At 53.4% G+C, this 1,485-nt stretch carries 1 protein-coding gene; it reads left to right on the top strand.

The genetic code is table 11. From position 1 onward, the window contains the following. The coding region (locus tag KZA12_RS14405; protein ID WP_256933003.1) for an Ig-like domain-containing protein at window positions 1-1,485 on the top strand (1,485 nt) is incomplete at both ends.

Genomic DNA, 1,485 nt, shown 5'->3' with positions numbered 1-1,485 from the left:
CTCACTGCTGGTACTGTAACGGTTAAAGTTCCAGCCCCAACGGAAGGCGGCAAGCTTGACGTTGAAGCCACTATCAAAGATCCAGCTGGCAACACTTCAGCGCCAGTGACTGACACAGTTACTAAAGACACTACCGTGCCTGCAGCTCCTGTTGTTGAGATTAATGACGACGGTACTTCAGTGACTGTGACTGGTGAAGAAGGTGCGACGGTTACCGTCACCACGCCAACGGGTACGATTGAAGGCATCATTGTTGATGGTAGCTTTACTGCCGCGCTTACTCCTGCCTTGAGCAATGGTGAAGAAGTGTCTGCCGTGCAAACGGATGCTGCAGGTAACCCATCATTACCAGGTAAAGACAACGCGACAGACAGCACTGCGCCTGCAGCGCCTGTTGTTGACATCAATGACGACGGTACTTCAGTGACTGTGACTGGTGAAGAAGGTGCGACGGTTACCATCACCACGCCAACGGGTACGATTGAAGGCATCATTGTTGATGGTACATTTACTGCCGCGCTTACTCCTGCCTTGAGCAATAGTGAAGAAGTGTCTGCGGTGCAAACGGATGCTGCAGGTAACCCATCATTACCAGGTAAAGACAACGCGACAGACAGCACTGCGCCTGCAGCGCCTGTTGTTGACATCAATGACGACGGCAGCTCAGTGACTGTGACTGGTGAAGAAGGTGCGACGGTTACCATCACCACGCCAACGGGTACGATTGAAGGCATCATTGTTGATGGCACATTTACTGCCGCGCTTACTCCTGCCTTGAGCAATAGTGAAGAAGTGTCTGCGGTGCAAACGGATGCTGCAGGTAACCCATCATTACCAGGTAAAGACAACGCGACAGACAGCACTGCGCCCGCAGCTCCTGTTGTTGACATCAATGACGACGGTACTTCAGTGACTGTGACTGGTGAAGAAGGTGCGACGGTTACCATCACCACGCCAACGGGTACGATTGAAGGCATCATTGTTGATGGTAGCTTTACTGCCACACTAGATCCTGCCTTGAGCAATGGTGAAGAAGTGTCTGCGGTGCAAACGGATGCTGCAGGTAACCCATCATTACCAGGTAAAGACAACGCGACAGACAGCACAGCGCCTGCAGCCCCAGCGATCGATGCCTTTGATGGCACGACCGTTACTGGTACCGCTGAGCCTGGTAGCACCGTTAACATTTTGGATGAGAATGACGCCATCATTGGCACGGCGACTGCGGATGCGGTAACCGGTGCTTATGAGGTGACCTTAACCACGCCACTTGCCAATGGTGAAGCGATCACCGCGACGGCAACGGATGCGGCTAATAACACCTCAGCTGAATCAGCCCCTAGCACAGCACCTGACACCACAGCGCCTGCAGCCCCAGCGATCGATGCCTTTGATGGCACGACCGTTACTGGTACCGCTGAGCCTGGTAGCACCGTTAACATTTTGGATGAGAATGACGCCATCATTGGCACGGCGACTGCGGAT

The organism is Psychrobacter sp. BF1 (genome assembly GCF_019279065.1).
Lineage (GTDB): Bacteria > Pseudomonadota > Gammaproteobacteria > Pseudomonadales > Moraxellaceae > Psychrobacter > Psychrobacter urativorans.
Note: the sequence above shows the minus strand (reverse complement) of the source record. Positions and strands in the feature narration are given on the sequence as shown.